Here is a 21,671-nt window from a genome sequence, read left to right as displayed (position 1 = left end):
CCGGTGCAGACCCTCAAGCAGTGGTGGGCCTGGTTCCAGACCACGCCCGTCTGGCGTGCCTGGAAGCGGTACGGCGACGCGCGGGGCAACCTGCTCGCAGGCGGCGTGGGCTACTTCGCCTTCTTCTCCGTCTTCCCGGCGGTGCTGCTCGCCTTCACGATCTTCGGCTTCGTCCTGCGCGGCCAGCCGGGGCTGCTCGAGGAGAGCAGGAACGCCATCAACGACCTCCTGCCCGGCTTCGTGCGGTCCCGGGCCCACCCCGAGGGCATCATCCAGGTCTCGATGCCGACGTCGGCGACGCTGTCGGTCAGCGGGATCATCTCGGTCGTCGGCCTGGTGCTGGCCGGTACGGGGTGGCTGAGCGCGTTGCGGGACGGCATCCGGGCCGTGTTCGGCGTCGAGGGGTCGGTGGGCAACCCGGTCGTGGCCAAGCTGCGGGACCTCGGCGTGCTGGTCGTGCTCGGCGTGGGCATCGTCCTGTCGGCCGCCGTCGGGGCCGTCGCAGGGGCGGCCGCCAAGTGGCTCGCCGGCCTCATCGGGCTCGGCGGCCAGGGGTGGGTGCTGACCCTCGTGTCGCTGCTCGTCGGCGTGGCCCTCGACGGCGCGATCGTGGTGGTCATGCTGCGGCTGCTGTCCGGGGTCGACGTCCCGTGGCACGGGCTGCGCAACGCCGCGGTCTTCGGCGGCGTCTCGCTCACCCTGCTCAAGAAGTTCGGGTCGGTCCTGCTGGCCAGCACCACGCACAACAAGCTGTACCTCGGGTTCGCGCTCGTCGTCGGTCTGCTCGTGTGGCTCAACTTCATGTCGCGGGTGCTGCTCATCTCCGCGGCCTGGGCCGCCAACGACCTCGACGAGACCGCAGGCAGCGCCCGGCAGTTGTCCCCCGCCCAGCGGCAGAAGCTGCGCGAGGGCCCGGCGCCGGAGCCGATCGACTCCGTCCGGGCCCGCACCGACGCCGGGCTGCCGACGTTCGGACCCGTCGCCGCGGACCGCACCACCCTCGCCGCCGGCCTCGTGCTCGGCGCCGTCGGGGCGACCGCGCTCGGGACGGCCCGCCGCGGCCTGCGCGCCCTCCTGCGTCGCCACTGACCCCGGGGGCCCGCGCGCCCGGCACACCCCCTCGCCCCGACGCCCGGCTGTCCGCCCCAGCGCGCGTACCGTCGGCGGCCGGGAGTGGGGAGGCGTCCTGCGTCAGGAGAGGGCGCGGTGGCGGCCGCGGACGGCGCGCCTGGCCCGCAGGCGCAGGCCGGCGACGGCCCCGACCAGGGCTGCGAGCCCTCCGAAGCCCAGCCAGGGCGCCATGGACGACGCCGACCCGAGCTGGGCCGACGGGACCGCTGCCGCGGCGGCGGTCCGCTGAGCGGGGGACTCGCCCGCGTCGCCGGGAGCGCCGGCCACCGCGGTCGGCGGCGCCCCCAGCGGGCCGGTGACCTCGCCCGGGTCGACGAGCCGGCCCACCGGCCGGGCCTGCGCGGCATACCGGAACGCCCAGTCGTACATGGCCGCCTGCGGCCGCCACGAGTTGCCCAGGCCGTACATCTCGGTGAGCAGGTAGGTGTGCCCGCCCCGCGTGACGGCCGAGATGTAGGTGCGGTGGGCCGCCACCGTGTAGCCGTTCTTGACGCCGATCGTGCCCGGGTAGTTGTAGAGCAGGGCGTTGTGGTTGTTGATCTTGTACGTCTTGCGCTTCTTCGTCCGCGGGTCGACCAGCCCGGGGAAGTCGCTCTGCTTCGTCGTGACGTACGCCCGGAAGTCGGGCAGCTGCAGGGCGGCGCGGGCGATGAGGGCCAGGTCGTACGCGCTCGAGGTCTGGCCGGGTGCGTCGAGCCCCGCCGGGTCCTTGGCGAGGGTGTCGAGTGCGCCCAGGTGCGCGGCGTTGGCGTTCATCTCCGCCAGCACCTTCTCCCGGCCGCCGGCGGCCTCCGCGAGGGCGTATGCCGCGTCGTTGCCGGATGACATCAGCAACGCCTGGAACAGCTGCCGGCCGGTGTAGGTCTGCCCGGGGACCATGCCCACGCGGGTGCCGTCCGCAGCGGCGTCGGCCGGCGTGGCCTTGACCAGCTCGTCCGGCGGCACCTGGGGGATCAGCGTCAGGGCCGTGAGCGTCTTCAGGGTGCTGGCAGGCAGCAGCCGGGCGTGGGGCGCCTTGGCCGCCAGGACCTCACCGGTGTCGAGGTCGGCCAGCAGCCAGGCGACGTCGCGCAGCTCCGGCGGCGCCGGCACGCCGGGCGGCAGGTCCGTGACGAGACCGGTGGCCGCGAGCCTCGGCCCGCCGACCGACTGCAGCGGCTGCACGGTCGCGCGCGGGACGGGCAGCGCGGGCGTGGCGGCGGGCTTGGGCCCGGGGGCGGCCACAGCGGGCGCGGTGAGCGAGGGAACGACGATGCCGCCGACCGCCAGCAGGGCGCTGGCGGTGGCGGCGGTCAGGTGTCGTCGGCTGAGCACTGGCGACAGTGTGCCCCAAAGGGGGCCGTTTCGTCAGAACCTGCTGGTCAGGAGGGCGCGCTTGACCTCCTGGATGGCCTTGGTGACCTGGATCCCGCGGGGGCAGGCGTCCGTGCAGTTGAAGGTGGTGCGGCAGCGCCACACGCCTTCCTTGTCGTTGAGGATCTCCAGGCGCTGGGCCCCGCCCTCGTCGCGGCTGTCGAAGATGAACCGGTGGGCGTTGACGATCGCGGCCGGGCCGAAGTACTGGCCGTCGTTCCAGAACACCGGGCAGCTCGTCGTGCAGGCGGCGCACAGGATGCACTTGGTGGTGTCGTCGAAGCGGTCGCGGTCGGCCTGGCTCTGGATCCGCTCGCGGGTCGGCTCGTTGCCCGAGGTCACGAGGAACGGCATCACCTCGCGGTAGGCGTCGAAGAACGGCTCCATGTCGACGATGAGGTCCTTCTCGAGCGGAAGGCCCTTGATCGGCTCGACGGTGATCGGCTTGTCCGGGTTGACGTCCTTGATGAGCGTCTTGCAGGCGAGCCGGTTCTTGCCGTTGATCCGCATGGCGTCCGAACCGCAGACGCCGTGGGCGCAGGAGCGGCGGAACGACAGCGAGCCGTCCTGCTCCCACTTGATCTGGTGCAGGGCGTCGAGGACGCGGTCGGTCGCGTGCGAGGTGACCTGGTAGGTCTCCCAGTGCGGTGCGCTGTCGACCTCGGGGTCGTACCGCTGGACCTTGAGGGTCACGGTGAAGGTCGGGACGGCCCCTGCCTTCTGCTCCTCGGTGGTCTGCTTCTCGGCAGTGGCAGTCATCAGTACTTGCGCTCCATCGGCTGGTAGCGGGTCACGGTCACGGGCTTGTAGTCGAGGCGGACCTCGTCGGCGAAGGACGGCCCCGCGCTGAGGTCGCCGTCGACCGCCGGGCGGTAGGCCATCGTGTGCCGCATGAAGTTCACGTCGTCGCGCGCGGTGTAGTCCTCGCGGAAGTGGCCGCCGCGGGACTCCTTGCGGGCGAGGGCGCCGAGCGTGATGACCTCGGCGAGCTCGATGAGGAAGCCGAGCTCCACGGCCTCGAGCAGGTCGGTGTTGTACCGCTTGCCCTTGTCCTGCACCACGACGTTGGCGTAGCGCTCCTTGAGCTCGTCGATGACGCCGAGGGCCTCCTTCATCGAGGCCTCGGTGCGGAACACCTGGACGTTGCGGTCCATGGTCTCCTGCAGCTCGCGCCGCAGGTCGGCCACGCGCTCGCCGCTCTCGCGCGACCGGATGCCCTCCACCATGCCGGTGACGAGCGCCTCGGGAGCCTCGGGGAGGTCGACCCACGGCACGTCCACGGCATACTCCGCCGCGGCGATCCCGGCACGGCGGCCGAAGACGTTGATGTCGAGCAGGCTGTTGGTGCCCAGCCGGTTCGAGCCGTGGACGGACACGCACGCGACCTCGCCCGCGGCGTAGAGGCCCGGGACGACGTCGGTGTTGTTGCGCAGCACCTCGGCCTCGACGTTGGTCGGGATGCCGCCCATGGCGTAGTGCGCGGTCGGGTAGACCGGGACCGGCTCGGTGTACGGCTCGACCCCGAGGTAGGTGCGGGCGAACTCGGTGATGTCCGGGAGCTTGGCGTCGATGTGCGCGGGCTCGAGGTGCGTCAGGTCGAGCAGGACGTAGTCCTTGTTCGGCCCCGCGCCGCGGCCCTCGCGGACCTCGTTCGCCATGGACCGGGCGACGATGTCGCGCGGGGCGAGGTCCTTGATGGTGGGGGCGTACCGCTCCATGAAGCGCTCGCCGTCGGCGTTGCGCAGGATGCCGCCCTCACCACGGGCCGCCTCCGACAGCAGGATGCCCAGGCCGGCGAGGCCTGTCGGGTGGAACTGGAAGAACTCCATGTCCTCCAGCGGTATGCCGCGGCGGAAGGCCACGCCCATGCCGTCGCCGGTGAGGGTGTGGGCGTTGGAGGTCGTCTTGAAGACCTTGCCGGTGCCGCCGGTGGCGAAGACGACCGACTTGGCCTGGAAGATGTGCAGCTCGCCGGTGGCCAGCTCGTACGCGACGACGCCCGCGGCGCGCTCGACGCCGTCGCTGCCGGTGTTGAGCAGCAGGTCGAGGACGTAGAACTCGTTGTAGAACTCCACGCCCTGCTTGACGCAGTTCTGGTAGAGCGTCTGCAGGATCATGTGGCCGGTGCGGTCGGCGGCGAAGCAGGACCGGCGGACGGCGGCCTCGCCGTGGTTGCGCGTGTGCCCGCCGAAGCGGCGCTGGTCGATCTTGCCCTCGGGCGTGCGGTTGAACGGCAGGCCCATCTTCTCGAGGTCGATGACCGCGTCGATGGCCTCACGGCACATGACCTCGGCGGCGTCCTGGTCGACGAGGTAGTCGCCACCCTTGACGGTGTCGAAGGTGTGCCACTCCCAGTTGTCCTCCTCGACGTTGGCGAGGGCGGCGCACATGCCGCCCTGCGCCGCGCCGGTGTGGGAACGGGTGGGGTAGAGCTTGGTGAGGACCGCGGTGCGGGTGCGCTTGCTCGACTCGAGGGCGGCGCGCATACCGGCTCCGCCGGCGCCGACGATCACGACGTCGTACTTGTGCGTCTGCATGGGTGTCTGTGTCCTTACTGCGCGAGGTGCGGGGTCAGCGCGCGCACACGGAGAGGGTGGAGTGCGGGTCGATGCACGGGTCGAAGGTGAAGATCACCAGCGTGCCCAGGACGACCGTGAAGAAGGTCGCCAGCACCAGCAGGCCCTTGAGGACCCAGCGCGTGTTGTCGCGCTCGGTGTAGTCGTTGATGATCGTGCGGACGCCGTTGAAGCCGTGCAGCATCGCCAGCCACAGCATGAGCATGTCCCAGACCTGCCAGAACGGGCTGGCCCACTTGCCGGCGACGAACGCGAAGTCGATCGCGTGGATGCCCTCGCCCAGCATGAGGTTGACGAAGAGGTGCCCGAAGACGAGCACGAGCAGCAGGATGCCGCTGCCGCGCATGAAGACCCACGACCACAGCTCGAAGTTGCCGCGGCCGCGGCTCACCCGGCGGTAGGGGGACTGGCGGACCGGCTGGGTCGGCACAGGGGTGGTCTGGCTGGTGGCGCTCATTCTCTGCCCCTTCAGTGCGAGAAGACGTTGGTGAGGTGCCGGACCGCGAACGGCGCGAACAGCACGACGAAGCCGACGACGACGCCCCAGAACATCTGCCGCTGGTACTTCGGGCCCTTGCCCCAGAAGTCGACGGCGATGATCCGCAGGCCGTTGAGCGCGTGGAAGATGACCGCGGCCACGAGGCCGGCCTCTCCCAGCCCGACGACGGGGTTCTTGTAGGCCGACATCACCTCGTTGTAGGCGCTCGGCGAGACCCGGACGAGCGCCGTGTCGAGCACGTGTGCGAAGAGGAAGAGGAAGAGGAGTACGCCGCTGATGCGGTGGGCCACCCACGACCACATGCCCTCGCGGCCGCGGTAGAGAGTCCCCGTGGTTGCCTGCGCCACTGCGCGTCCCTTTCGAGAAGAGTGGAGACGGCGTCGCTCGTCCGACGAGGGCGGCGGTTGCCGTAGTTCGTCCGTCAGGTTATCTGGCCGCTCCGCGGGCCCGCGCGCCGCCCGCCTGTGAGAAACCAGACAGGAGTGGTTACCAGCGGGTATGCCGCGCCAGCCCACAACCGTGCGCGGCCGGAGGGAGGGCTTCCGCTCGTCTGTGCACAGACCTCCGTCCCACTGCGCTCGCACCCGCTCTCTGCGCAGGCACACGCTGGTCTGTGCGCAGACGTCCGTGTCCGGCGGGAATGCGGATCGCGGAAAGGGGCGACCCGGGCTCGTGGGGTCAGGCGACCCGGTGGCCCGCGGTGACGTGCTCGTAGTGGCCGACCAGGGCTGCGGTGACGGAGTCCCAGCTGCGGTCGGCCACGCGCTCGAGCCCGGCCCGCCCCAGGGCCTCGCGCTTGGCGCGGTCGCCGACCAGGTGCCGGACCGCGTCGACGAGGGCTGTGGGGTCGTCCGGGTCGTAGAGCAGCCCGGTGCGGCTGTGGTCGACGAGGTCGAGCGGCCCGCCGCGGGCCGGCGCGAGGACGGGCAGGCCCGTCGCCGCTGCCTCCTGCAGGGTCTGCCCGAAGGTCTCCCGGGTGCCGGTGTGGACGAAGACGTCGAGCGCGGCATACGCCCGGGCGAGGTCGTCCCCGTCGCGCCGGCCGAGGAGCACCGGTTCCGCCACGCCCGCCGACCCGGCGGCGCGGGTGAGGGCGGCGGCGATGCGCTGCCGGTCGGGGCCGTCCCCGACGAGCACGAGCCGGACGCCGGGCAGCATCGCCACCGGCAGCAGCCGGTCCAGCTCCTTCTCGGGGGCGAGCCGGCCGACGTACCCGACGACGACCTCGCCGTCCGGCGACAGCCGGCCGCGCAGCGCGCGGGTGCCGGCGTCGAGGCGCCAGTGCGGGGAGAACTGGCGGGTGTCGACCCCGCGGCCCCACAGCGCCGTCCGCCCGACCCCGTGGCTGTCCAGGTCCGCCAGCGCGGCGCTCGAGGGGGCGAGCGTGAGGTCGGCCTGGGCGTGCAGGCGCCGCAGCCAGCGCCAGGCCGCCCGCGACGCGCCCGCGCCCACCGCAGCGGGGGCGTGGCGCTCGAGGTAGGACGGCAGGTCGGTCTGGTAGACCGCCACGCTCGGCAGCCCGAGGCGCGACGTGGTCGCGAGCGCGCTCGCGCCGAGCACGAACGGCGAGGCGACGTGGACGACGTCGGGGCCGAACCCGCGCAGCACGTCCTCGACCTCGCGCGACGGCATGCCGAGCGGGAAGCCCCGCACGGGAACCGAGGCGACGCCGTGCACCGGGCACCCGGCATACGACTCGGGGGCGGGTCGTGGCGCCACGAGGAGGACGTCGTGACCGGCGGCGACGAGGCACTCGGTGACCCGGCAGACGCTGGTCGTGACCCCGTTGAACGTCGGGAGGAAGGACTCGGTGACGATGGCGACCCGCACGTCCCCCACGGTCCGCCGCCGGGGTGTGCTGACGGCGACACCGAGGGGGGTGTCGGGTGAGCGGCAGGTGACGGGAGGGTGCGGTCGGCTAGCGTTCCGGCCATGTCGACCGAGCACTTCTGGGCCGTGATCCCGGCCGGGGGAGCGGGCACCCGCCTGTGGCCGCTGTCGCGCGCCGCCGCCCCGAAGTTCCTGCACGACCTCACCGGCAGCGGTCGCACGCTGCTCCAGGCGACCTGGGACCGGCTCGCGCCGCTCACCGGCGAGCGGGTGCTGGTGGTGACGGGCCGGGCGCACGTCGACGCCGTCCGCGACCAGCTGCCCGACCTGCCCGCCGACCAGCTGCTCGCCGAGCCGGCCTCGCGCGACTCGATGGCCGCGATCGGGTGGGCGGCCGCGCTGCTCGAGGCCCGTGACCCCGACGCGGTGCTGGGCTCGTTCGCGGCCGACCACGTGATCCGCGACGAGGACGCGTTCCGGGCGTGTGTGACGGCCGCCGTCGAGGCGGCGGCCGACGACCTCGTCGTGACGATCGGCATCGAGCCGACGCACCCGGCGACCGGCTTCGGTTACATCGAGCTGGGGGAGCGGCTGGGGGACGGCCCCGTGCACGCGGTCGTGCAGTTCGTGGAGAAGCCGGACCGCGAGCGCGCGCAGGAGTACCTCGCCACCGGCCGCTTCCGCTGGAACGCCGGCATGTTCGTCGTGAAGGCCCGCGTCCTGCTCGACCTGCTGGCGCAGTGGCACCCCGAGCTGGCCGCGGGGCTGCGGGCGCTCGCGGCCGACCCGTCGCGCCTCGACGACGCGTGGCCCGGGCTGGAGAAGATCGCCATCGACCACGCGGTCGCCGAGCCCGCTGCTGCCGCCGGCCGCGTCGCCGTGGTGCCCGGGGGGTTCGGCTGGGACGACGTGGGCGACTTCGCCTCCTTGGGCGGGTTGCTCCCCGACGCCGCCGGTATGCCGGGGGTGCAGGTCCTCGGCCCGGCCGACACGGTGCAGGTGGCCGACGCCACCGGTGTGGTCGTCCCGGGGACCGGCCGCGTGGTGGCGCTCGTCGGCCTCGACGACGTCGTCGTGGTCGACACCCCGGACGCCGTCCTCGTGGTGGCCAGGGACCGGGCGCAGGAGGTCAAGGCCGTGGTCGACGCGCTGCGGGCGCAGGGCCGCACCGACCTGCTCTGACCCGCCACTGCCCGGGTCTCGGAGCGATCGCGGCGGTCAGGACCGTTGCGATCGCTTCAAGACCCGGAAGGGGGGGCGAGGCCGCCGGCCGGGTCAGGTGACGAGGTCGCGGCGGCGGAACCCGGCATACCCGAGGGTCCCAGCGGCGAGCGCCACGAGCAGGAGCCCGGTGAGGCCCACGGGGTTCGCGTCCCCACCCGGCAGGCTGCCGAGGTGGTCGAACGGCGAGAGGCCCATCGCCCACCCGGGCAGGTCCACCAGCGGCCCGAGCTCGCCGATGAGGACGAACGCCGCGAGCAGCCCCCACGCGGCCGCCGTCCACCGCGGCACCGTCCCGAACAGCAGCACCGTCAGGGCCACGCACACGAGCACGGCCGGGGCGGTCGCCAGCGCCGCCGGCAGCACCTCGACGACGCCGACCTCGCTGACCGCGCCACCGGAGAGGCCGGCGGACAGCCCCATGACGAGGAGCAGCCACAGCGACCCCAGCACGGCGACGAGGACGTGGCTGGACAGCCACCGCCACCGGCCCACGTGGGTGGCGAGCGTGACCTCGGCCCGGCCGCCGCTCTCCTCCGAGCGCAGGCGCAGGGCGGTGGTGATGCCGTATGCCGCGGCCCCGACGGCGAGGAACCTGAGCTCCGTGCCGAAGAAGACCTCGAGCAGGGTTCCCTGGCCGCCGCTCATCTTCCGGAGCATCTCCTCGATGCCGGGACTGCTGGCGATCTGGTCCACGGACCGGGCGATGCTGCCGACGACCAGGCCGAGGACGACGTACCCGATCGTCCAGCCGAGCAGGGCACCGCGCTGCAGCCGCCAGGCCAGGCCGAGGGGGGAGCCGAGGGAGGTGGAGGCGCGCGCGGGTCCCGGGCGGGCGGCCCACAGCCCGGACCCGAGGTCGCGGCGCTGCAGCAGGACGTCGGCGACGACGAGCAGCGCGGCCAGCGCGGCCAGCGCCGGCAGCACCAGCCAGAGGCGGTTGTCGCCGAAGGGGCTGACCCGCTCGGCCCAGCCGAGGAAGGAGGCGTAGGCCAGGCCCTGGCCGTCGGTGGACGTGTCGGCCACGGCCCGGACCACGAAGGCCGCCAGCAAAATCGTCAGGGCCAGCCCGCCTGCACCCCGCGCGGTGGTCGTGAGCTGGCAGGCGACCGCGGTGATGCCGACCATGACGAGCCCGGCGACCACCTCGACCACGCCGAGGGCCAGCGACCCGGTCGGGTCGACACCGGTCGCCACGAGGCTGACGGCGGACAGGCCGCCGGTCGCGACGACGGTCGCCGTGGCCAGCAGGACAGCCGCGGCCAGCGGCGCGCGACGCCCGACCACGCCGCCGGCCACCAGCTCGAAGCGCCCCTCCTCCTCCTCGGTGCGGGTGTGCCGGCGCACGAGCGCGAACGCGAGGAAGGCCGTGAAGACGCTGCCGAGCATGATCGTCTTGAGCACGCCCACCCCCGGCGCGGTGAGCGACGGCAGCGGGCCGTAGAGCGCCGTGATCGACGGGTTGTCCGCCATGACCTTGGCGCCGGCGGCCGCCTCGGCGTCGGTGGGGTAGAGGTCGAGCGTGGCAGCCATCGAGGAGTAGGCGGTGACCACGAGCGCGAGCACGCTGGCGGTGACCACCCAGCGGTCTCGCCGCCACGCCAGGCGCAGCAGCGGCCAGGTCCCGGCGAAGGTGTTCACGCCCTGACCTCCTCGCCCCGGGCGGCGGCGGACAGGTCGTCGCGGTACTGCGAGAGGAACAGCTCCTCGAGGGTCGGCGGCTGGCAGGTGAGGGCCTCGATGCGGTAGCCGCCGAGGCGGCCGACCACGTCGCCCACCGCACTGGACTCGACCGACATCACGAGCCGGTCGCGGTCGAGGCGCACGCCGTCCACGCCCGGCCACGCCCGGACCTGCGCCAGGTCGGGGACGGTGCCCAGGGTCGCGGTGACGCTGGTGCGGGTCAGGTGCCGCAGGTCGGCGAGCGTGCCGGAGTCGACGATGCGGCCCGCCCGCACGATGCTCACCCGGTCGGCGGTGGCCTCGACCTCGGACAGGATGTGGCTCGAGAGCAGGACGGTCCGGCCCTCGGTCCGGGCCCGGGCGACCTGGGCCTCGAACACCTTCTCCATGAGGGGGTCGAGACCGGAGGTCGGCTCGTCGAGGACGAGCAGGGGGACGTCGCTGGCCAGCGCGGCAACGAGGGCGACCTTCTGCCGGTTGCCCTTGGAGTACGAGCGGCCCTTCTTCGTCGGGTCGAGCTCGAAGAGCTGCAGCAGCTCGTCGCGGCGCGCACGGTCGACGCCGCCGCGCAGCCGGCCGAGCAGGTCGATGACCTCGCCGCCGGTGAGGTTGGGCCACAGCACGACGTCGCCGGGGACGTAGGCCAGCTGGCGGTGCAGCTCGGTGGCGTCCCGCCACGGGTCACGCCCGAGGAGGGTGACGGAGCCGCCGTCGGCGCGCAGCAGCCCGAGCAGGATCCGGATCGTCGTGGACTTCCCCGCGCCGTTGGGCCCGAGGAACCCGTGGACCTCGCCGCGGCGCACCGTGAGGTCGAGCCCGTCGAGGGCGACCGTGGAGCCGAACGTCTTGCGCAGGCCGGTGGCCTCGAGCACTGCATCCATGCGGCCGAGTGTACACAGTTTTCAGAAGATACTGAATGAACTAAAGTTGACTCCATGAGCACCCGCGCAGCCCGACAGCCCGACGCCGCCCGGTTCGTCGAGCGGTTCGGGTCGGCCCTCACCGAGGCCGGGATGCAGCGGCTGCCGTCGCGCGTCTTCGCCGCGCTGCTCGCCGACGAGGACGGGCGGATGACCGCAGCCGAGATCGGCGAGGCCCTGTCGGTCAGCGCGGCCTCGGTGTCCGGGGCGGTGCGGCACCTGCAGCAGATGCGGATGATCCACCGCGAGCGCGAGCCGGGCACCCGGCGCGACGTCTACGTCGTGGCCGACGACGCCTGGCACGACGTCATGCTCAACACCCCCCGCATCTACGAACCGCTCACCGCCGCGCTGCGCGAGGGCGTGGAGGAGGTCGGCGGCCGTGGGTCCGGTGCGGGGGACCGGCTGGCGCTGAGCGTCCACTTCCTCGAGTTCGTCACCGAGGAGATGCAGCAGCTCTCCGCCCGCTGGGACCAGCGCCGGGCCGAGCTCGGCTACTGACGCAGCCCCCGGGAGGTGGCCGGCCACTGGTCGCAACGGCGTGACCGAGGCCACGGTGAGGTCGGCCACGCAGGCCGCGCCCCCGGCATACCGGCTCACTATCGTGTGCGGCATGGCCGCCGACGTCCCCGACGCACGTTCCGAGTCCGACCTGCCGATCAAGGCCGTGTACGGCCCGCAGGACCTGTCCGGCTTCGACGCGGCGGCCCAGCTGGGTGAGCCGGGCGCGTTCCCGTACACCCGTGGCGTCTACCCGAACATGTACACGGGGCGGCCGTGGACGATGCGGCAGTATGCCGGGTTCGGCACCGCCAAGGAGTCCAACGAGCGGTACCACGAGCTCGTCGCCAACGGCACCGGCGGCCTGTCCGTCGCCTTCGACCTGCCGACCCAGATGGGCTACGACTCCGACGAGGCCATCGCCCACGGCGAGGTCGGCAAGGTGGGCGTCGCGATCGACTCGGTCGAGGACATGCGCACCCTCTTCGGGGGGCTGCCGCTGGGCGAGCTCTCGACCTCGATGACGATCAACGCGCCGGCCTCGACCCTGCTGCTGATGTACCAGCTGGTGGCGGAGGAGATGGGCGCCGACCCGACGCGGCTGGCCGGCACGATCCAGAACGACGTGCTCAAGGAGTACATCGCGCGCGGCACCTACATCTACCCGCCGAAGGAGTCGCTGCGGCTGATCAGCGACATCTTCGCCTACTGCGCCAAGGAGCTGCCGCGCTGGAACACGATCTCCATCAGCGGCTACCACATGGCCGAGGCGGGGGCGACGCCCGCGCAGGAGATCGCGTTCACGCTCGCCAACGCCAAGGAGTACGTCCGGGCCGCGATCGCCGCCGGGCTCGACGTCGACGACTTCGCGCCGCGCCTGTCCTTCTTCTTCGTGGCCCGCACGACCCTGCTCGAGGAGGTCGCCAAGTTCCGCGCTGCCCGCCGGATCTGGGCCCGGGTCATGCGCGACGAGTTCGGGGCGAAGAACCCCAAGAGCCAGATGCTGCGCTTCCACACGCAGACCGCCGGCGTGCAGCTCACCGCCCAGCAGCCGGAGGTCAACCTCGTCCGCGTCGCGCTCCAGGGCCTCGGCGCCGTCCTCGGCGGCACGCAGTCGCTGCACACGAACTCCTTCGACGAGGCGATCGCGCTCCCGACGCAGAAGGCCGCCCGGCTCGCGCTGCGCACCCAGCAGGTCATCGCCTACGAGACCGACGTGACCAAGACGGTGGACCCGTTCGCGGGCTCCTACGTCGTGGAGTCGATGACCGACGACGTCGAGGCCGCGGCGCTGGAGCTCATGCAAGCCGTCGAGGACCGGGGTGGTGCGGTGGCCGCGATCGAGCAGGGCTTCCAGAAGTCCGAGATCGAGCGGTCCGCCTACCGGATCGCGCTCGAGATCGACAACCGCGAGCGCACGGTCGTCGGCGTCAACCGCTTCACCCTCGAGGAGGAGGAGCCGTACGAGCCGCTGCGGGTCGACCCGCAGATCGAGGTCGACCAGCGCGAGCGGCTCGCGGCCCTGCGCGCCGACCGTGACAACGCCGCCGTCGAGGCCGCGCTCGAGGCCGTGCGGGAGGCGGCGCGCGGCACCGACAACGTGCTCTACCCGATGAAGGAGGCGCTGCGGCTGCGCGCCACCGGGGGCGAGATCAGCCACGCGCTGCGCGACGTCTGGGGCGTGTACGTCCCGCGCGAGACCTTCTGACCGACTGCTGACCTGCGGTCCCCGTCCTCCGGGGCGCGGGTACAGTGCGCCCTGATGACCACGAACGCCCTGCTGGACGCGGTCTGCGCCAGCGTCGAGACCCTCGCCCCCCACCTGCTCGAGGTCCAGCGCGACATCCACGCGCACCCCGAGCTGTCCCGGGGCGAGCTGCGCACCACCGCCCTCGTCGAGCGGCGGCTGCGCGAGGCGGGCATCGCCGTCACGACCCTGCCGGTCTCCGGCCTGGTCGCCGACCTCGGTGCCGAGCAGCCGGCGTACCGGGTCGCGCTGCGGGCCGACCTCGACGCCCTGCCGGTCAGCGAGCGCACCGGGCTCACCTGGTCCTCCACCACCGAGGGCATCTGCCACGCCTGCGGCCACGACGTCCACGTCGCGGCCGTGCTCGGCGCCGGCCTGGCCCTCAAGGAGCACGAGGACGGACTGCGCGAGCGGGGGATCGGGGTCCGGCTGCTGTTCCAGCCGGCCGAGGAGGTCATCCCGGGCGGCGCGGTCGACCTCATCGCGGCCGGCGCCCTCGACGGGGTCGACGCCGTGTTCGCGGTGCACTGCGACCCGACGATCGACGCCGGCAGCGTCGGCCTGCGCGAGGGCCCGATCACGGCCGCGGCCGACCGCGTGACCGTCCACCTCAACGGCCGGGGCGGCCACACCTCCAGGCCGCACCTCACCGAGGACCTCACCTTCGCGCTCGCGAAGGTCGTCACCGAGCTGCCCGCCGTGCTGTCGCGGCGCCTCGACCCGCGCACCGCCTTCGCGCTCGTCTGGGGCGAGGTCCATGCAGGTCAGGCGGCCAACGTCATCCCGCCGAGCGGCACCGCCGCCGGCACCCTGCGGATGCTCGACGCCACCGCCTGGACCACGATCGGCCCGTTGCTGTCCGAGGCGGTCCAGCACGTGGTCGCCCCGTATGCCGTGATGGCCGTGCTCGAGCACGTCCAGGGCGTGCCACCCGTCGTCAACGACGTCGCGGCGATCGACGTCCTGCGCCAGGCCACCGAGGGAAGCGGCATGAGCGCGGTCGGCACCCCGCAGTCGCTGGGCGGGGAGGACTTCGCCTGGTACCTGCGCCGGGTGCCCGGTGCGATGGCCCGGCTGGGCACCCGCACGCCCGGCGGCCGCACCTACGACCTGCACCAGGGGGACCTCGTCGTGGACGAGACGTCCGTGGCCCACGGCGCCCGGCTGCTGGCCGGCGCGGTGGTGGCCGGGGTCGTGAAGAGCTCGGCCGAGCGCACCGTCGCGGATCGGTAACGGTTTCCGCGAATTGCAAGTTGTACGCCCAAAGGCGGTCGGAGCACGGAGTTCTTGCGGCTATCCTGCCGCCCTAGTGGCGCACCATGGCGCCTCGTGCAGACCAAAGAACAGGAGACAGCCTTGCGTCACACGATGAAGGTTGCAGCGGTCGTGTCAGTGGCAGCACTGGCGCTGGCCGCGTGCGGTGACTCGGGCAACGGCTCGGGCGGTACCAGCTCGAGCAGCGGGGGTGCCAGCAGCTCGAGCTCGAGCGGCAAGAAGCTCAAGGTCGGCATGGCCTACGACGTGGGTGGTCGCGGTGACCAGTCGTTCAACGACGCCGCAGCCGCCGGCCTGGACAAGGCCAAGTCGGAGCTCGGTGTCGACACCAAGGAGGCCGCGGCCGTCAACGGCGAGAACGAGGCCGCCCGCGAGGAGCGCCTGCAGCAGCTCGTCGACGCCGGCTACACGCACGTGGTCGCCGTCGGCTTCGCGTACGCCGCGTCGGTCGGCAAGGCCGCCAAGGACAACCCCGACGTCCACTTCGCCATCGTCGACGACGCCTCGGCCGACTCCAAGGGCCCGAACGTCGACCAGATCACCTTCGCCGAGAACGAGGGCTCGTTCCTCGTCGGTGCGGCGGCCGCGCTGAAGTCCAAGACGGGCCACATCGGCTTCGTCGGCGGCGTCAACGTCCCGCTGATCAAGAAGTTCGAGGCGGGCTACATCGCCGGTGCCAAGGCGGTCAACCCGAAGATCGTCATCGACTCCCAGTACCTCTCGCAGCCGCCGGACTTCAGCGGCTTCGGTGACCCGGCCAAGGGCAAGACCGCGGCCGAGGGCATGTTCCAGAAGGGCGCGGACATCGTGTACCACGCCGCGGGTGGCTCCGGCGGCGGTGTCTTCACCGCGGCCAAGGCCGCCGGCCCGAACCACTGGGCGATCGGTGTCGACTCCGACCAGGCGCTCACCGCGCCGGCCGCGGTCCGCGACATCATCCTGACCTCGATGATCAAGAAGGTCGACGTGGCCGTCTACGACTTCATCAAGTCGGCCTCGGAGGGCAAGGAGCTCACGGGCAACAACGTCTACGACCTCAAGGCCGGCGGCGTGGACTACTCCACGACCGGCGACCACCTGTCCGACATCAAGGCCAAGCTCGACGCCTACAAGCAGGACATCATCTCCGGCAAGATCAAGGTCCCCACGACCCCCTGATCACCGGCTGAGGGTTGGTTACACGGCCCGGGCGGCGCGGTAGCGTCTGACCCGGGCCGTGTGCTTCCCCGAACCCAGCCCCTCCGCCCGCCGCGAACCGGCGGGCGCCCAGCGCCACACCTGCTCGCGACGACGCGGGCCCGGACCAGGAGCGTGACCCATCACCGCCTCCCCACCCCTGCAGCGGACCGCAGCACAGACGTCTCCCGCGGGCGTGCCCGCCGTCGAGCTCGAGGGCATCACGAAGCGGTTCCCCGGCGTCGTCGCCAACAAGGACATCACCTTCGCGGTCCGGCGCGGCACGGTCCACGCGATCGTCGGCGAGAACGGTGCCGGCAAGTCGACGCTGATGAAGATCCTCTACGGCGTCCAGCGCCCCGACGAGGGCACTATCAAGGTCGACGGCACGGTCGTCGACCTGCACTCGCCGTCCGACGCGATCGCCGCCGGCATCGGCATGGTGTTCCAGCACTTCATGCTGGCCGACAACCTCACCGTCCTGGAGAACGTCGTCCTCGGCGCCGAGAAGCTGCACGGCATCGGCGACGGCGCCCGCAAGGAGATCGAGCGGATCTCCCGGGCCTACAAGCTCGACGTCGACCCGGACGCCCTCGTGGCCGACCTCGGTGTCGGCTCGCGCCAGCGCATCGAGATCATCAAGGTCCTGTACCGCGGCGCCAAGACCCTCATCCTCGACGAGCCCACGGCCGTCCTCGTCCCGCAGGAGGTCGACGAGCTGTTCGACCAGCTCGCCGAGCTCAAGGACGAGGGCCTCACCGTCCTGTTCATCTCGCACAAGCTCGACGAGGTGCTGAGGGTCGCCGACTCGATCACGGTCATCCGTCGTGGCACCACCATCGACACCGTCGACCCGTCCTCGGTCAACGCCCGCCAGCTCGCCGAGCTCATGGTCGGCTCCGAGCTGCCGTCACCGACGACCGAGGAGTCGACGGTCACGGACCGGGTCCTGCTCCGGGTCGAGGACCTCGTTCTCGGCGACGGCACCGGCCGCCCGGTCCTGGACGACATCTCCCTGACCATCCACGCGGGCGAGGTCCTCGGCATCGCCGGCGTCGAGGGCAACGGCCAGGCAGAGCTGGTCGAGGTCATCATGGGCATGCGCGAGCCCACCTCCGGCAAGGTCTTCCTCGGCGACACGGACATCTCCGACTGGGGCGTGCGCGAGATCCGCGAGGCCGGCGTCGGCTACATCCCCGAGGACCGCCACCGCCACGGCCTGCTGCTCGAGGCGCCGCTGTGGGAGAACCGCGTCCTCGGCCACCAGACCGAGGAGCCCAACGTCAAGGGCGCCCTCATCGACGCGGCCTCCGCCAAGGCCGACACCGAGCGCATCGTCAAGGAGTACGACGTGCGCACCCCGTCGATCTTCGTGACCGCCGGCTCGCTGTCGGGAGGCAACCAGCAGAAGCTGATCATCGGCCGCGAGATGAGCCACCACCCGAGGGTGCTCGTCGCCGCCCACCCGACCCGGGGCGTCGACGTCGGGGCCCAGGCGAGCATCTGGGACCACATCCGCGCGGCGCGACGCGAGGGTCTCGCGGTGCTGCTCATCTCCGCCGACCTCGAGGAGCTCATCGGGCTCTCCGACACGATCCGCGTCATCCTGCGCGGCCGGCTGTCCGGCGACTTCGACCCCGACCACGTGACCGCAGAGGACCTCGGCGCCGCGATGACCGGCGCCGGCGAGAAGGAGCAGACCGCATGAAGCGGCTCAACCCCCGCCGGATCCTGCTGGGCCTCGCGGCACCGGTGCTGGCGCTCGTCGTGGCCTTCGTCATCACCTCGCTCATCCTGGCGCTGTTCCGCGACCCGGTCGGCGACGTCTGGAAGACGATCCTGCACGTGCCGAAGCCGCGGCAGACGGTGCAGATCGTCAACGCCGCCACCGTCTACTACCTCTCGGCCATCGCCGTCGCCGTCGGCTTCCGGATGAACCTGTTCAACATCGGCGTCGACGGCCAGTACCGCGTCGCGGTCTTCGCAGCCGCCGTCTTCGCGGGCCAGGCCTGGCTGCCCGGCTGGCTGAACGTCATCGTGTCGATCGTCGTCGCGATGGTGGCCGGCGGGCTCTGGGCCAGCATCGCGGCATACCTCAAGGTCAAGCGCGGCGTCTCCGAGGTGATCTCCACGATCATGCTCAACGCCATCGCCACGGGCGTCGTGAGCTGGCTCCTCCTCAAGGTCGCCGACCGGCACGCGGGCAGCAACGCGGTCAACACCAAGGACATCCCCGAGTCCTCGCAGCTGCTCGGCCTCAAGCTCATCCCCGGCGCGACCAATCGCGTGTACACGCTGATCGTGCTCGCGATCCTCGTCGGGCTGGCGTACTGGTTCGTGCTCGGCAAGACGCGGTTCGGCTTCGACCTGCGCGCCACCGGCCGGTCCGAGACCGCCGCGGTCGCGAGCGGCGTCAAGGTCCCGCGGATGGTGATGACGGCGATGATCGCCTCGGGCGCGCTCGCCGGGCTCATCGGCATGCCGCTGCTGTTCGGGCAGGACCACAACTACGGCACGACGTTCCAGTCCGGCCTCGGCTTCGCCGGCATCGCGATCGCCCTGCTGGGCCGCAACAACGCCGTGGGCATCGCCTTCGCTTCGGTGCTGTGGGCGTTCCTCGACATCCAGTCCAACGCGCTGCAGATCACCGCGGGCGTGGCCCAGGAGATCGTCTTCATCATCCAGGGCGTCATCCTCTTCGCGGTCGTCATCGCCTACGAGCTGATCCGCCGCACCGACAAGCGCCTCGAGCAGCAGCGCGTCGCCCGGGAGCTGGGCGCGCAGGGCACGGTCCCCGCGACGGAAGGAGCCCCGGCATGAGCGCCGCAGGACTCGAGGTGGGCACCAAGCCGGTGACCGGCGGCGCGCCCAAGCGGCGTCGTCACGGCCTGCGCGAGTATGCCGTCATCGCGGTGGGCGTCCTCGCCGTCATCGCCGTCCTGCGGGTGGTGACGGGAGCCGACGACATCGCGTCGTCGGGTGCGCTGGCCGCCGCCATCGGTCTCGCGGTGCCGATCGGGCTCGCGGGCCTGGGCGGCCTGTGGTCCGAGCGCGCGGGCGTCGTCAACATCGGGCTCGAGGGCATGATGATCCTGGGCACGTGGGGTGCCGGGTTCTTCGGCTACCACATGGGTCCGTGGATGGGTGTCGTCGGCGCGATCCTCATGGGCGTGCTCGGCGGCCTGATCCACGCAGTCGCCACCGTCACCTTCGGTGTCGACCACATCGTGTCCGGTGTCGCGATCAACATCGTCGGACTCGGCGTCGCCAAGTACCTCGCGGCCCGGTTCTTCACCGGCCTGCCCGGCGGCGGCCCGACCCAGTCCCCGCCGATCAAGGACCTGCCGGCGTTCACGCTGCCGGGGGTCTCGGACGGGCTCGGGACGGTCGAGCGCAAGAACTGGTTCTTCGTCAGCGACCTCGCCGCCGTGCTGCGGGCGCTGTGCACCAACCTGTCGGTCCTGACGATCATCGCGGTGCTGCTGTTCGTGGGGACGTGGTGGGTGCTGTGGCGCACGCCGTTCGGGCTGCGGCTGCGGTCCGTCGGCGAGTCGCCCGTGGCCGCGGAGTCCCTCGGCGTGCACGTGCTCCGGTACAAGTTCCTCGCCGTCCTCGTCTCCGGTGGCCTCGCCGGGCTGGGTGGCGGGTTCCTCGCCCTCGTCGCCGCGAACATCTACCGTGACGGCCAGACCGGTGGCCGCGGCTACATCGGCCTCGCGGCGATGATCTTCGGCAACTGGCGCCCCGGCGGCCTGCTCAGCGGCGCGGCCCTGTTCGGCTACACCGACGCGGTCCAGCTGCGCGGTGGCGCGACCGTGCACGCGTTCCTGCTGCTGTTCGCCGTCATCCTCGTGGCCGTCGGCGTGTGGCAGGTCGTGCGCAACCGCCGGCTCGTGCAGGGCATCCTGGCGCTCGTCGTCGGCGTGCTCGTCGCGTGGTGGTACTTCGCCGCCGACGCGGTCCCGGCCGAGCTGACGGGCACGACGCCGTACGTCACGACGCTGCTGGTCCTCGCGTTCGCCTCGCAGCGACTGCGGATGCCGGCCGCCGACGGCCAGATCTACCGCAAGGGCGAGGGGGCCTAGTGCCCGCGCCCGAGCAGCAGGGGTATGCCGGTGTGCCCGGCTCCGGTGCGCCCGGGTCAGGTGCGGCGGCGAACGGCGAGCACGCACCGGCCCCCGTCCACGGCAGCCCCCACGGCGCCGAGCACATCGACTGGGAGGTCCTGCGCGAGCAGGCCGTCGCGATCATGCGCAAGGCCTACGCGCCCTACTCCGGCTTCCCGGTCGGTGTCGCGGGCATCGTCGACGACGGCCGCGTCGTCGTGGGCTGCAACGTCGAGAACGCGGCATACGGCGTCGGGCTCTGCGCCGAGTGCGGCATGGTCTCCTCGCTGCACGCCAGCGGCGGCGGCCGGCTTGTCGCGGTGTCGTGCGTCGGGGGCGACGGGCAGCCGCTCATGCCGTGCGGCCGGTGCCGCCAGCTGCTGTGGGAGAACGGCGGGCCCGAGTGCCTGCTGCTCACCCCCGAGGGCGTGCTGCCGATGCGCGAGGTGCTGCCCCAGGCGTTCGGCCCCGACAACCTGACCGCCGCGGCCGCCGCCCGGGAGACCCGCCCCGCCTGACCCACCCCGCCCGACGCGCCCCGTCTGACCCGCCCCGTCTGACCCGCCCCGCCTGACCTGCGCGGCGCCGAGGGCGATTCGTGCCGTAACCGGCGCCAGTCGCCTGTCCCGCCGCTGACCTGGGGCGATTCCTGCCGTACCGGGCACGGATGGGCCCTGTGGACAACCGCGGTGGACCCGTCCGGCTCCGCGACGCTGGTCCGATGGAGGACGGTCTTCCGCGGGTCTTCACGCGAGCCGAGGCGCTGCGGGCGGGGATGAGTGACAAGGTGCTGCGCGGACCTCAGGTCCAGCGAGTCTTCCGCAGCGTGTACGTGCACAGGGGCGTGGCGCTCGACGTCCGCGTCCGCACCCTGGCCGCCCTCCGGCTGGCACCCGAGGGCTCCGTCGCCGCGTGCCTGACCGCGGCAGAGCTGATGGGCGGGATCGTCCCCCATGAGACCCGCATCCACCTGCGCGTACCCAGCGGTCGGCTGCGGGTCCCGGGAGTCGTGGCCCAGGTGCGCTCCGGCAGGCGGCGGCTCGCCCGGATCGGCGGGGTGCCGGTCACCACCGCGGAGGACACGTTCGTCGACCTGGCCGGTGAGCTGGGGCTGGTGGACCTCGTCGTGCTCGGGACTCGCTCGTCGCGCGGCGTCGCACCACTCCCGACGCGCTCGTGGCGGCGGCGGGCCGGCTGCGTGGGCGGCACGCGGCGCTGGCTCGTCGCGCAGCCGGCCTCATCCGTGCCGGTGTGGACTCGCCGATGGAGTCACGCCTGCGGATGCTGCTCGTGCTGGCCGGTCTGCCGGAGCCGGTGGTCAACCACATCGAGTACGACGACTGGGGCCGGTGGGTGCGCCGGTACGACCTCTCGTACCCGGAGCTGAAGCTGGCGGTCGAGTACGACGGCCGCCAGCACGCGGAGTCGCAGCGCCAGTGGGAGCGTGACGTCGAGCGCCGCGAGGACCTGGACGTCGAGGGCTGGCGGGTCGTCGTGGTCCTGGCCAAGGGCGTCCACCGCGAGCCCGAGCGCACCCTTGACCGGGTGGTGGCGGCACTGGTCGCCCAGGGGCGCCCGGCCCGGGTCACCTCCGACGAGTGGCGCCTGCACTTCCCTGTGCGGAGCACCCCCGGCAGCTGAGGTGTGCCGCGC

19 protein-coding genes are annotated in these 21,671 nt (G+C 72.4%); 11 read left to right on the top strand and 8 right to left on the bottom strand.

Annotated elements, in window-relative coordinates:
- The first annotated feature begins 3 nt into the window (after positions 1 to 3).
- Complete coding sequence (locus ACFUC1_RS06220) at positions 4 to 1,089, top strand: YihY/virulence factor BrkB family protein (RefSeq protein WP_379117730.1); 1,086 nt, start codon at positions 4 to 6, stop codon at positions 1,087 to 1,089.
- A gap of 102 nt (positions 1,090 to 1,191) precedes the next feature.
- On the opposite strand, the gene ACFUC1_RS06215 is transcribed toward ACFUC1_RS06220, so the two are convergent.
- From ACFUC1_RS06215 to ACFUC1_RS06190, 6 genes are all read right to left on the bottom strand, one after another.
- Positions 1,192 to 2,445, bottom strand: a complete 1,254-nt coding sequence (locus tag ACFUC1_RS06215) for a D-alanyl-D-alanine carboxypeptidase family protein (RefSeq protein ID WP_379117728.1) — start codon at positions 2,443 to 2,445, stop codon at positions 1,192 to 1,194.
- 33 nt (positions 2,446 to 2,478) lie between these two features.
- Positions 2,479 to 3,243 (bottom strand): succinate dehydrogenase iron-sulfur subunit, encoded by a 765-nt coding sequence (locus ACFUC1_RS06210; protein ID WP_379117726.1) that lies wholly within the window; start codon positions 3,241 to 3,243, stop codon positions 2,479 to 2,481.
- Positions 3,243 to 5,021 (bottom strand): succinate dehydrogenase flavoprotein subunit, encoded by a 1,779-nt coding sequence (sdhA, locus tag ACFUC1_RS06205; RefSeq protein WP_379117724.1) that lies wholly within the window; start codon positions 5,019 to 5,021, stop codon positions 3,243 to 3,245. Before sdhA ends, ACFUC1_RS06210 begins: the two co-directional genes overlap by 1 nt.
- A gap of 34 nt (positions 5,022 to 5,055) precedes the next feature.
- Positions 5,056 to 5,517, bottom strand: a complete 462-nt coding sequence (locus tag ACFUC1_RS06200) for a succinate dehydrogenase hydrophobic membrane anchor subunit (RefSeq protein WP_379117722.1) — start codon at positions 5,515 to 5,517, stop codon at positions 5,056 to 5,058.
- Positions 5,518 to 5,528: 11 nt separating this feature from the next.
- A complete protein-coding gene (sdhC, locus tag ACFUC1_RS06195; RefSeq protein ID WP_379117720.1) occupies positions 5,529 to 5,906 on the bottom strand; it encodes a succinate dehydrogenase, cytochrome b556 subunit in 378 nt (125 codons plus the stop codon).
- Between the two features lie 331 nt (positions 5,907 to 6,237).
- A complete protein-coding gene (locus tag ACFUC1_RS06190; RefSeq protein ID WP_379117718.1) occupies positions 6,238 to 7,389 on the bottom strand; it encodes a glycosyltransferase family 4 protein in 1,152 nt (383 codons plus the stop codon).
- Between the two features lie 102 nt (positions 7,390 to 7,491).
- Here ACFUC1_RS06190 and ACFUC1_RS06185 point away from each other — a divergent pair, with 102 nt between their 5' ends.
- The gene (locus ACFUC1_RS06185) at positions 7,492 to 8,571 is read left to right on the top strand and encodes a mannose-1-phosphate guanylyltransferase (protein ID WP_379117716.1); all 1,080 of its coding nucleotides are present in this window, start codon (positions 7,492 to 7,494) and stop codon (positions 8,569 to 8,571) included.
- A 93-nt stretch (positions 8,572 to 8,664) separates the two neighbouring features.
- Here the strand turns inward: ACFUC1_RS06185 and ACFUC1_RS06180 are convergent, their stop codons facing one another.
- Positions 8,665 to 10,251 carry an ABC transporter permease gene (locus ACFUC1_RS06180; RefSeq protein ID WP_379117714.1) on the bottom strand — a complete coding sequence of 529 codons (1,587 nt, stop codon included), beginning with the start codon at positions 10,249 to 10,251 and terminating at the stop codon, positions 8,665 to 8,667.
- Positions 10,248 to 11,174, bottom strand: coding sequence for an ATP-binding cassette domain-containing protein (locus ACFUC1_RS06175; RefSeq protein WP_379117712.1), 927 nt, complete (start codon positions 11,172 to 11,174; stop codon positions 10,248 to 10,250). Before ACFUC1_RS06175 ends, ACFUC1_RS06180 begins: the two co-directional genes overlap by 4 nt.
- A 54-nt stretch (positions 11,175 to 11,228) precedes the next feature.
- On the opposite strand from ACFUC1_RS06175, the gene ACFUC1_RS06170 reads away from it, so the two are divergent.
- The 9 genes from ACFUC1_RS06170 (at position 11,229) to ACFUC1_RS06130 (ending at position 21,659) form a co-directional block, all read left to right on the top strand.
- Positions 11,229 to 11,714, top strand: a complete 486-nt coding sequence (locus ACFUC1_RS06170) for a GbsR/MarR family transcriptional regulator (RefSeq protein WP_379117710.1) — start codon at positions 11,229 to 11,231, stop codon at positions 11,712 to 11,714.
- A gap of 112 nt (positions 11,715 to 11,826) precedes the next feature.
- Positions 11,827 to 13,422 carry a methylmalonyl-CoA mutase gene (locus tag ACFUC1_RS06165; protein ID WP_379117707.1) on the top strand — a complete coding sequence of 532 codons (1,596 nt, stop codon included), beginning with the start codon at positions 11,827 to 11,829 and terminating at the stop codon, positions 13,420 to 13,422.
- Between the two features lie 54 nt (positions 13,423 to 13,476).
- Positions 13,477 to 14,694, top strand: coding sequence for an amidohydrolase (locus tag ACFUC1_RS06160; RefSeq protein ID WP_379117706.1), 1,218 nt, complete (start codon positions 13,477 to 13,479; stop codon positions 14,692 to 14,694).
- A 135-nt stretch (positions 14,695 to 14,829) separates the two neighbouring features.
- The gene (locus tag ACFUC1_RS06155) at positions 14,830 to 15,894 is read left to right on the top strand and encodes a BMP family protein (protein WP_379117704.1); all 1,065 of its coding nucleotides are present in this window, start codon (positions 14,830 to 14,832) and stop codon (positions 15,892 to 15,894) included.
- Positions 15,895 to 16,108: 214 nt separating this feature from the next.
- Positions 16,109 to 17,620, top strand: coding sequence for an ABC transporter ATP-binding protein (locus ACFUC1_RS06150; RefSeq protein WP_379117702.1), 1,512 nt, complete (start codon positions 16,109 to 16,111; stop codon positions 17,618 to 17,620).
- Positions 17,617 to 18,732: an ABC transporter permease gene (locus ACFUC1_RS06145; RefSeq protein WP_379117700.1), complete on the top strand. Its 1,116-nt coding sequence runs from the start codon at positions 17,617 to 17,619 to the stop codon at positions 18,730 to 18,732. Before ACFUC1_RS06150 ends, ACFUC1_RS06145 begins: the two co-directional genes overlap by 4 nt.
- Entirely contained in the window at positions 18,729 to 19,997 is a 1,269-nt protein-coding gene (locus tag ACFUC1_RS06140; RefSeq protein WP_379117698.1) for an ABC transporter permease, read from the top strand. Before ACFUC1_RS06145 ends, ACFUC1_RS06140 begins: the two co-directional genes overlap by 4 nt.
- A 125-nt stretch (positions 19,998 to 20,122) precedes the next feature.
- Complete coding sequence (locus tag ACFUC1_RS06135) at positions 20,123 to 20,536, top strand: cytidine deaminase (protein WP_379117782.1); 414 nt, start codon at positions 20,123 to 20,125, stop codon at positions 20,534 to 20,536.
- A 745-nt stretch (positions 20,537 to 21,281) separates the two neighbouring features.
- Entirely contained in the window at positions 21,282 to 21,659 is a 378-nt protein-coding gene (locus ACFUC1_RS06130; RefSeq protein ID WP_379117696.1) for a DUF559 domain-containing protein, read from the top strand.
- The last annotated feature ends 12 nt before the right edge of the window (positions 21,660 to 21,671 follow it).

The sequence above is a fragment of the Pedococcus sp. NPDC057267 genome, assembly GCF_042668795.1.
Taxonomy (GTDB): Bacteria; Actinomycetota; Actinomycetes; order Actinomycetales; family Dermatophilaceae; genus Pedococcus.
This window is presented reverse-complemented; position numbering and strand designations above follow the sequence as displayed.

Excerpts from the sequence above, each read along its gene's own strand:
- ACFUC1_RS06140 (WP_379117698.1), top strand. The coding sequence starts at position 18,729 with ATGAGCGCCGCAGGACTCGAGGTGGGCACCAAGCCGGTGACCGGCGGC.
- ACFUC1_RS06175 (WP_379117712.1), bottom strand. The coding sequence starts at position 11,174 with ATGGATGCAGTGCTCGAGGCCACCGGCCTGCGCAAGACGTTCGGCTCC.
- ACFUC1_RS06145 (WP_379117700.1), top strand. The coding sequence starts at position 17,617 with ATGAAGCGGCTCAACCCCCGCCGGATCCTGCTGGGCCTCGCGGCACCG.
- ACFUC1_RS06185 (WP_379117716.1), top strand. The coding sequence starts at position 7,492 with ATGTCGACCGAGCACTTCTGGGCCGTGATCCCGGCCGGGGGAGCGGGC.
- ACFUC1_RS06130 (WP_379117696.1), top strand. The coding sequence starts at position 21,282 with ATGGAGTCACGCCTGCGGATGCTGCTCGTGCTGGCCGGTCTGCCGGAG.
- ACFUC1_RS06155 (WP_379117704.1), top strand. The coding sequence starts at position 14,830 with ATGAAGGTTGCAGCGGTCGTGTCAGTGGCAGCACTGGCGCTGGCCGCG.
- ACFUC1_RS06170 (WP_379117710.1), top strand. The coding sequence starts at position 11,229 with ATGAGCACCCGCGCAGCCCGACAGCCCGACGCCGCCCGGTTCGTCGAG.
- ACFUC1_RS06165 (WP_379117707.1), top strand. The coding sequence starts at position 11,827 with ATGGCCGCCGACGTCCCCGACGCACGTTCCGAGTCCGACCTGCCGATC.
- ACFUC1_RS06210 (WP_379117726.1), bottom strand. The coding sequence starts at position 3,243 with ATGACTGCCACTGCCGAGAAGCAGACCACCGAGGAGCAGAAGGCAGGG.
- ACFUC1_RS06160 (WP_379117706.1), top strand. The coding sequence starts at position 13,477 with ATGACCACGAACGCCCTGCTGGACGCGGTCTGCGCCAGCGTCGAGACC.
- sdhA (WP_379117724.1), bottom strand. The coding sequence starts at position 5,021 with ATGCAGACGCACAAGTACGACGTCGTGATCGTCGGCGCCGGCGGAGCC.
- ACFUC1_RS06200 (WP_379117722.1), bottom strand. The coding sequence starts at position 5,517 with ATGAGCGCCACCAGCCAGACCACCCCTGTGCCGACCCAGCCGGTCCGC.